This is a genomic window from Bacillus sp. LR_5, assembly GCF_042709275.1.
Genome location: NZ_JAVAXX010000379.1, coordinates 1 through 4,998, shown reverse-complemented (window position 1 = coordinate 4,998; position 4,998 = coordinate 1). Strand labels below are relative to the sequence as shown.

General features: G+C 44.0%; 6 protein-coding genes and 1 other annotated feature. All 6 genes read left to right on the top strand.

From position 1 onward, the window contains the following. The coding region (gltX, locus tag RAC86_RS35250; RefSeq protein WP_377886672.1) for a glutamate--tRNA ligase at positions 1 to 1,084 on the top strand (1,084 nt) is incomplete at its 5' end. Between the two features lie 2 nt (positions 1,085 to 1,086). Continuing rightward, positions 1,087 to 1,317, top strand: a binding site (T-box leader). A 68-nt stretch (positions 1,318 to 1,385) separates the two neighbouring features. Continuing rightward, positions 1,386 to 2,039: a serine O-acetyltransferase gene (gene cysE / locus RAC86_RS35245; RefSeq protein WP_038428274.1), complete on the top strand. Its 654-nt coding sequence runs from the start codon at positions 1,386 to 1,388 to the stop codon at positions 2,037 to 2,039. Then, on the top strand, positions 2,036 to 3,436 hold the full coding sequence (gene cysS / locus RAC86_RS35240) for a cysteine--tRNA ligase (RefSeq protein WP_029317181.1): 1,401 nt from the start codon (positions 2,036 to 2,038) through the stop codon (positions 3,434 to 3,436). The genes cysE and cysS overlap by 4 nt, the downstream gene beginning before the upstream one ends. 3 nt (positions 3,437 to 3,439) lie before the next feature. Continuing rightward, entirely contained in the window at positions 3,440 to 3,871 is a 432-nt protein-coding gene (locus RAC86_RS35235; protein WP_014475597.1) for a mini-ribonuclease 3, read from the top strand. After that, positions 3,855 to 4,604, top strand: a complete 750-nt coding sequence (rlmB, locus tag RAC86_RS35230; RefSeq protein ID WP_014475598.1) for a 23S rRNA (guanosine(2251)-2'-O)-methyltransferase RlmB — start codon at positions 3,855 to 3,857, stop codon at positions 4,602 to 4,604. Before RAC86_RS35235 ends, rlmB begins: the two co-directional genes overlap by 17 nt. A 6-nt stretch (positions 4,605 to 4,610) precedes the next feature. Further along, the coding region (rae1, locus tag RAC86_RS35225; protein WP_377886668.1) for a ribosome-dependent mRNA decay endonuclease Rae1/YacP at positions 4,611 to 4,998 on the top strand (388 nt) is incomplete at its 3' end.

Here is a 4,998-nt window from a genome sequence, read left to right as displayed (position 1 = left end):
TGCCCGCGGAGAAATGCCTCGTTATTCCGGAAAACACAGAGACCTGACTCAGGAAGAACAGGAGAAATTTATCGCTGAAGGCAGAAAACCAAGTATTCGTTTCCGCGTGCCGGAAGGAAAAATCATCGCCTTCAATGATATCGTAAAAGGCGAAATTTCTTTTGAATCAGATGGCATCGGCGACTTTGTTATTGTGAAAAAGGACGGTACGCCGACTTACAACTTCGCGGTAGCGATTGATGACTACTTAATGAAAATGACACACGTGCTGCGCGGTGAGGATCATATTTCTAACACACCAAAACAGATTATGATTTATCAAGCATTCGGATGGGATATTCCTCAGTTCGGACACATGACGCTGATCGTAAACGAAAGCCGTAAAAAGCTCAGTAAACGTGATGAATCCATTATTCAATTCATCGAGCAGTACAAAGAGCTTGGCTACCTGCCAGAAGCACTGTTCAACTTTATCGGCCTGTTAGGCTGGTCACCGGTTGGAGAAGAAGAGCTTTTCACAAAAGAGCAGTTTATTGAAATTTTTGATGTAAATCGTTTATCTAAATCACCAGCTTTGTTTGATATGCATAAGCTAAAATGGGTTAACAACCAATATGTGAAGAAGCTGGATCTTGATCAGGTTGTTGAATTGACGCTTCCGCATTTGCAAAAAGCCGGCAAAGTTGGCACTGAGCTTTCTGCTGAAGAACAAGAATGGGTTCGTAAACTGATTTCCCTGTATCATGAGCAATTAAGCTACGGTGCGGAAATTGTTGAGCTGACTGATTTGTTCTTTACGGATGAGATCGAGTATAATCAAGAAGCGAAAGCTGTTCTGGAAGAAGAACAGGTTCCTGAAGTGCTCAGTACATTCGCAGCGAAGCTTGAAGAGCTTGAGGAGTTCACTCCGGATAACATCAAAGCATCGATCAAAGCAGTGCAGAAAGAAACTGGCCATAAAGGGAAAAAACTGTTTATGCCGATTCGTGTTGCTGTAACAGGGCAAACTCACGGTCCGGAACTGCCGCAATCAATTGAATTGATCGGTAAAGAGACTGCAATTCAGCGTTTAAAAAATATCTAAATAAATGATTGTTGACAGGGAAGAGTATAAAGCTTTAGGCCATTACAGAAAGGATCTCCATTGGCTGAGAGAGATCCATGAGCCGGGTTTTAGAAGTGCGCCCTTAAGACCTTTGAAGAACGTTTTTTGAAATCAGTATTCAAAGGCGGCCGCCGCCGTTACAGGCTGAAGTTGGGAGAGCAGAAGTCTGCTTTTCAAACAGAGTGGAACCGCGCGGTTAAAGCGTCTCTGTCATGTTTACATGCAGAGGCGCTTTTTTTATTGGGTAGAGGAAATCAGATAGAGAAACGGGGGGAAGCATGTGTTTTTTAGAATGCTCAAAGAAGACATTGATACTGTGTTCGATCAAGATCCCGCAGCAAGAAGCTATTTTGAAGTGATTTTAACTTATTCCGGTTTACATGCTATATGGGCGCATCGGATTGCACATGCTTTATATATACGAAAATTTTATTTCCTTGCACGCCTTATATCTCAAGTAAGCCGATTTTTTACCGGGATAGAAATCCACCCCGGCGCTACAATCGGGAGAAGATTTTTCATAGACCACGGCATGGGGGTTGTCATTGGGGAGACATGTGAAATCGGCAATAACGTAACCGTTTTTCAGGGGGTTACCCTCGGGGGAACGGGGAAAGAAAAGGGAAAAAGGCACCCAACGATTAAAGATGACGCATTGATAGCCACAGGTGCTAAAGTGCTCGGTTCTATTACGGTCGGTGAAGGCTCAAAGATTGGGGCTGGTTCAGTAGTGCTGCATGATGTTCCTGATTTTTCAACAGTTGTCGGTATCCCTGGACGGGTCGTTGTACAAAATGGCAAGAAAGTAAGACGCGATTTAAACCATCAGGATTTGCCCGATCCAGTTGCTGACCGCTTTAAGTCTTTGGAACAGCAGATTTTAGAGCTGAAGGCAGAACTTGAAGACAGAAAAGAAAGGATCAACCAAAAATGACAATCACACTTTATAATACATTGACTAGACAGAAGGAAACATTTGTTCCTCTTGAAGAGGGAAAAGTGAAAATGTATGTATGCGGACCCACGGTTTACAATTACATTCATATCGGGAACGCGCGTCCGGCAATCGTTTACGATACGGTTCGAAACTATTTAGAGTATAAAGGCTATGATGTGCAGTATGTCTCTAACTTCACAGACGTAGACGATAAACTAATTAAAGCGGCAAATGAACTCGGTGAGGATGTACCCACCATTTCAGAGCGTTTTATTAAAGCATACTTTGAAGACGTAGGTGCGCTCGGCTGCCGAAAAGCCGACCTTCATCCGCGAGTAATGGAGAACATGGATGCCATTATCGAATTCGTAGATCAGCTCGTGAAAAAGGGCTACGCATATGAATCAGAAGGTGACGTATATTTCAAAACCAGAGCGTTTGAAGGGTACGGAAAGCTTTCTCAGCAATCAATCGATGAACTTAGATCAGGTGCACGCATCCGAGTCGGCGAGAAAAAAGAAGATGCTCTTGATTTCGCACTGTGGAAAGCGGCAAAAGAAGGAGAAATCTCTTGGGATAGCCCTTGGGGGAAAGGACGTCCGGGCTGGCACATTGAGTGCTCAGCAATGGTGAAAAAGTATCTCGGTGACCAGATTGATATCCATGCGGGCGGACAGGATTTAACATTCCCTCACCATGAAAACGAAATTGCGCAATCTGAGGCGCTGACAGGCAAAACGTTTGCGAAGTACTGGCTTCATAATGGTTATATCAATATTGATAATGAAAAAATGTCAAAATCACTAGGCAACTTTGTGCTTGTGCATGACATCATTAAACAGCATGATCCGCAGCTTTTGAGATTCTTTATGCTATCTGTTCATTATCGCCATCCGATTAACTATTCAGAAGAGCTTCTGGAGAATACGAAAAGCGCGTTCAGCCGTTTAAAAACAGCGTACAGCAATCTTCAGCACCGTCTGAACAGCAGTACGAATTTAACCGAAGATGACGATCAATGGCTTGAAAAAGTTGAAGAACACCGCAAAGCATTTGAAGAAGCGATGGACGATGATTTTAATACGGCGAATGCCATTTCAGTCTTGTTTGATTTAGCGAAACACGCCAATTATTATCTTCAGAAAGATCATACGGCTGATCATGTGATTACGGCGTTTATTGAGATGTTTGACCGCATTGTTTCTGTCCTCGGTTTTTCGTTGGGTGAGCAGGAACTTCTCGATCAAGAGATTGAAGACTTAATCGAAAAGCGAAATGAAGCGCGCCGGAATCGCGATTTTGCATTGTCAGACCAGATCCGCGACCAGCTGAAAAGCATGAATATCATTCTTGAAGATACGGCTCAAGGCACTCGCTGGAAACGGGGAGAATAACAGATGCTTGAATTTGATACGATAAAAGATTCTAAGCAGCTTAACGGTCTTGCGCTTGCTTATATAGGTGATGCCATTTTTGAAGTGTATGTCAGGCATCACCTGCTTAAGCAGGGCTTTACCAAACCAAATGATCTTCATAAGAAATCAAGCCGGATTGTTTCAGCAAAGTCACAGGCTGAGATCCTATTTTTTCTGCAGAATCAATCATTTTTTACGGAAGAAGAGGAAGCGGTGCTGAAAAGAGGCAGAAATGCCAAGTCAGGGACAATACCTAAAAATACAGATGTTCAGACGTACCGCTACAGTACAGCATTTGAAGCGCTTCTGGGCTACCTTTTTCTAGAGAAAAAAGAGGAACGACTTAGTCAGCTCGTAGCCGAAGCTATACAATTCGGGACGTCAGGGAGGAAAACAAATGAGTCAGCAACATGATTACGTCATAGGGAAAAATGCAGTGATCGAGACGTTAAAATCTGATCGGAAGCTGTATAAGCTGTGGATGGCGGAAAACACCGTAAAGGGACAAGCACAGCAAGTGATTGAGCTTGCCAAAAAGCAGGGAATCACGATTCAATACGTCCCGAGAAAAAAACTCGATCAAATGGTGACAGGACAGCATCAGGGCGTAGTGGCACAGGTTGCAGCGTATGAATATGCAGAACTGGACGATTTATATAAAGCAGCCGAAGAAAAAAATGAACAGCCTTTCTTCCTCATTCTGGACGAACTTGAAGACCCTCATAATCTTGGTTCCATTATGAGGACAGCAGATGCGGTCGGCGCTCATGGCATCGTCATTCCAAAACGGAGAGCTGTCGGGCTGACAACAACAGTGGCAAAAGCTTCAACAGGAGCAATTGAGCACATTCCTGTAGCAAGAGTCACCAATTTGGCACGGACGTTAGAAGAGATGAAAGAGCGGGGAATCTGGGTTGTCGGAACGGATGCGTCCGCGCGTGAGGATTACCGTAATATGGACGGCAATATGCCTTTGGCTCTAGTCATCGGAAGTGAAGGAAAAGGGATGGGCCGCCTTGTGAAAGAAAAGTGCGATTTTCTCATTAAACTCCCGATGGCCGGAAAGGTAACTTCACTAAATGCATCTGTCGCGGCTGGTCTTTTGATGTATGAAGTCTACCGGAAACGAAACCCTCTGGGAGAATAAAGACCCATGGATATCCTGTTAGTAGACGGGTACAACATGATTGGAGCCTGGCCGCAGCTGAAGGATTTAAAAGCGAACAGTTTTGAAGAGGCGAGAGACGTACTGATTCAGAAAATGGCAGAATATCAATCGTATACAGGAAACAGGGTTATTGTTGTTTTTGACGCGCATCTCGTAAAAGGGCTTGAGAAAAAACAGACCAACCATAGAGTTGAAGTAATTTTTACAAAAGAAAATGAGACGGCTGATGAGCGGATAGAAAAGCTCGCTCAGGCTTTGAATAATATTGCGACTCAAATTCACGTTGCGACCTCTGACTATACTGAGCAGTGGGCGATTTTCGGACAGGGGGCATTGCGAAAATCGGCCCGGGAGCTTTTGAGAGAGGTAGAAA